4 protein-coding genes and 1 pseudogene are annotated in these 3,310 nt (G+C 69.9%); all 5 read right to left on the bottom strand.

Annotation, left to right across the window (positions count from 1 at the left end; genetic code table 11):
- Positions 1-328, bottom strand: a pseudogene (locus MTQ10_RS29235) (glucose-6-phosphate isomerase); the annotation flags it as partial.
- A 319-nt stretch (positions 329-647) separates the two neighbouring features.
- Entirely contained in the window at positions 648-983 is a 336-nt protein-coding gene (locus MTQ10_RS29230) for an RNA polymerase-binding protein RbpA (protein ID WP_119105043.1), read from the bottom strand.
- A gap of 196 nt (positions 984-1,179) precedes the next feature.
- A complete protein-coding gene (gene secG / locus MTQ10_RS29225; protein ID WP_247473404.1) occupies positions 1,180-1,416 on the bottom strand; it encodes a preprotein translocase subunit SecG in 237 nt (78 codons plus the stop codon).
- Between the two features lie 107 nt (positions 1,417-1,523).
- Entirely contained in the window at positions 1,524-2,300 is a 777-nt protein-coding gene (gene tpiA, locus MTQ10_RS29220) for a triose-phosphate isomerase (protein WP_247473403.1), read from the bottom strand.
- A 7-nt stretch (positions 2,301-2,307) separates the two neighbouring features.
- Positions 2,308-3,310 (bottom strand): phosphoglycerate kinase (locus MTQ10_RS29215; protein WP_247473402.1); only part of this gene is annotated, 1,003 nt, incomplete at its 5' end.

The raw sequence follows: 3,310 nt of genomic DNA, 5'->3' as shown, positions 1-3,310 counted from the left end.
CCGCGTCGCGCGGGGCACGCAGCGCGGTGTGCAGCACCGCCCGGTCCTCCGTGAGGTTGATCCGCTCCCCGCGGAACATCGCGTCGCGCAGCCCGAACACATCGGTGGCGGCGGCCAGTTCCCGCAGCAGCCGGAGCGTCTCGTCGGTGATGAGGTGCTTGGACCAGTCGATGTACAGGTCGCCGACCTGGAGCGCGTAGCCGGTGGCGCGGCCGGGGTCGGCGGCGAACAGGTCGCGCAGCCGGACCTGGCCGAGCCGCTCGCGGTGCTCGGCCAGCGCGGTCCACTCGGGAGTCTCGTTGAGCCGGGTACGGCCGTCTTGGTTCATCTCGGACTTCAGCCTTCTTTCGTACCTGTCCCCGCGTGATCCCCAACCTAGTTGATCAGCGGGAGATGTGAGCGGGCGTGCTGTCGTCGTACGGGTCGACCACAGATACGTCCGTCGTCGGCGCGTGTGTCAGCGCGCCGACGGACAGGGCGGAAGAAGGCCGCGGCCGGGCAGGGTCCGTCGCCGCGTCGCCCTCACGTCGCGCCCGATGAACACACCGTAGAGGGCACCACTGACAACGCGGCCGGGACGGCTGGGACGCCGGCCCGTGATACGGCTCCGGCCGGGCACCCAGCGGTGCACCGGCCGTGTGACGGTTCTAGATCTCGCCCCGCAGCTTGGCGAGCGCCTCGGCGAGGATCGCCTCGCCGTCCGCGTCGCTGCGCCGTTCCCTGACGTACGCGAGGTGCGTCTTGTAGGGCTCGGTGCGCGGCGGGTCCGGCGGGTTGTCCCGGTCCTGCCCTGCGGGGAAGCCGCAGCGCGGGCAGTCCCAGGTCTCGGGAACCTGCGCGTCGCTGGCGAAGCTCGGCTGCGTCTCGTGCCCGTTGGAGCACCAGAAGGAGACGCGCAGACGCGGCGCGGACTCGCCGCGCTCGGCCTCGCCCATCGGCCCCGCCCCGACCCGGCTTCCTCGGATCGCGTTGCCACTTGCCACGGTCGTAACTCCCTGCGTGATGGTGCCGCGAAGCGAGTCGGCGTTCCGCTTCGCTGCGAGCGCCTCAGTCTACGTAAGGCCCAACGCGCGTCCAGTGACAGGAGTTACAAGGCCCCCCACCCAGACGCAAGCCCCATGATAGGCCGCGCTGTGCGGCGCGTACCGGACATGGGGCTTTACGCGGTGAATGTACGGGTCAGTTGTTGGACTTCATCAGGATGCCGAGGACGACGATGCACGCGAACCAGAGCAGACCGATCACGACGGTGATCCGGTCGAGGTTGCGCTCGGCGACCGACGAACCGCCGACGGACGACTGCATGCCGCCACCGAACATGTCGGAGAGGCCGCCGCCCTTCCCCTTGTGCATCAGCACCAGCAGCATCAGCAGCAGGCTGAAGACGATCAGGGCGATCGAGAACCCCAAAACCACGGCTGGACCAACTTCCTCGGATTCGGATGGACGACGGGGCCCAGCGGATGCCGCTGGACCCCGCAAGGGTACGACGAATCGCCGTTACCGCATACTCACGGGCACCGTCACTGATCGCGGAAGCGCACGATCTTGACGAACTCGTCGGCGTCCAGGGAGGCGCCGCCGACCAGCGCGCCGTCGATGTCGGCCTGCGCCATGATCTCGGCGACGTTGCCGGACTTCACGGAGCCGCCGTACTGGATGCGGACCTTGTCGGCGACGTCCTGCGAGTACAGCTCGGCGATCTTGCCGCGGACGGCGGCGCAGACCTCCTGGGCGTCCTCGGCGCCGCAGACCTTGCCGGTGCCGATGGCCCACACGGGCTCGTAGGCGATCACGGCGGTCGCGGCCTGCTCGGCCGGGACGTCCTTGAGGCCGCCCTCGACCTGGGCGAGAGTGTGGGAGACGTGGTTGCCCGCCTCGCGGACCTCCAGTTCCTCGCCGACGCACAGGATGGGGGTCAGGCCGTGCTTGAAGGCGGCCTTGACCTTGGCGTTGACGATCTCGTCGGTCTCGTGGTGGTACTGGCGGCGCTCGGAGTGGCCGACGGCGACGTAGGTGCACTTCAGCTTGGCCAGCATGGGGCCGGAGATCTCGCCGGTGTAGGCGCCGCCGTCGTGGGCGGAGATGTCCTGGGCGCCGTACTTGATCTTGAGCTTGTCGTGCTCGACCAGGGTCTGCACGGAGCGCAGGTCGGTGAAGGGCGGCAGGACGGCGACCTCGACGGCCTCGTAGTCCTTGTCGGCCAGGGCGAAGGCGAGCTTCTGGGTGTGGGCGATGGCCTCGAGGTGGTTGAGGTTCATCTTCCAGTTGCCCGCCATCAGCGGCGTACGGGTGCTCATACGGGGTTCAGTCCTCCAGTGCGGCGAGGCCGGGGAGCGTCTTGCCCTCGAGGTATTCGAGGGAGGCGCCGCCGCCGGTCGAGATGTGGCCGAAAGCGCTCTCGTCGAAGCCGAGCGTGCGCACGGCCGCGGCCGAGTCGCCGCCGCCGACGACGGTGAAGCCGTCCGCGTCGACGAGGGCCTGCGCGACGGCCCGGGTGCCGCCGGCGTAGTCGGGGTGCTCGAAGACGCCCATGGGTCCGTTCCAGAACACGGTGGCGGCGTCGGCGAGCTTGGACGCGTACAGCTCGCGCGTCTTCGGGCCGATGTCCAGGCCCTCGTGGTCGGCCGGGATGGCGTCGGCGTCGACGGTGGTGTACGTCGCCGGGGCCTTGGTCTTCAGGTCGGGGAACTCGGTGGCGGCGAGGACGTCGACGGGCAGGACCAGTTCGACGCCGTTCTTCTCGGCGCGCTCCATGTACTCCTTGACGACGGGGACCTGGTCCTCCTGGAGCAGGGAGATGCCGACCTCGTAGCCCTTGGCCTTGAGGAAGGTGTAGGCCATGCCGCCGCCGATGAGGAGGCGGTCGGCCTTGCCGAGGAGCTGGTCGATCACGGCGAGCTTGTCGGAGACCTTGGCGCCGCCGAGGGCGACGACGTAGGGGCGCTTGACGTCCTCGGTGAGCTTCTTCAGGACGCCGACCTCGGTGGCGATGAGGTGGCCGGCGTAGTGCGGGAGCCGCTTCGGCAGGTCGAACACGGAGGCGTGCTTGCGGTGCACGGCGCCGAAGCCGTCACCGACGTAGGCGTCGGCGAGGGCGGCGAGCTGCTCGGCGAACGCGGCGCGCTCGGCGTCGTCCTTGGAGGTCTCGCCCGCGTTGAAGCGGAGGTTCTCCAGGACGGCGACACCGCCGGAGGCGAGGCCGGCGACGGTGGCCTCGGCGGACTCGCCGACGGTGTCGGTCGCGAAGGCGACGTCGGCGCCGAGGAGTTCACCGAGGCGGGCGGCGGCGGGGGCGAGGGAGTAGGCG

Origin of the sequence: Streptomyces sp. XM83C (assembly GCF_023072675.1) — a bacterium.
Lineage (GTDB): Bacteria > Actinomycetota > Actinomycetes > Streptomycetales > Streptomycetaceae > Streptomyces > Streptomyces thermocoprophilus.
The sequence above is the reverse complement of the archived record's forward strand: the minus strand, read 5'-3'. Positions and strand labels throughout refer to the sequence as shown.

Coding starts and splice junctions, on each gene's coding strand:
- tpiA (WP_247473403.1), bottom strand. CDS start 2,300: ATGAGCACCCGTACGCCGCTGATGGCGGGCAACTGGAAGATGAACCTC.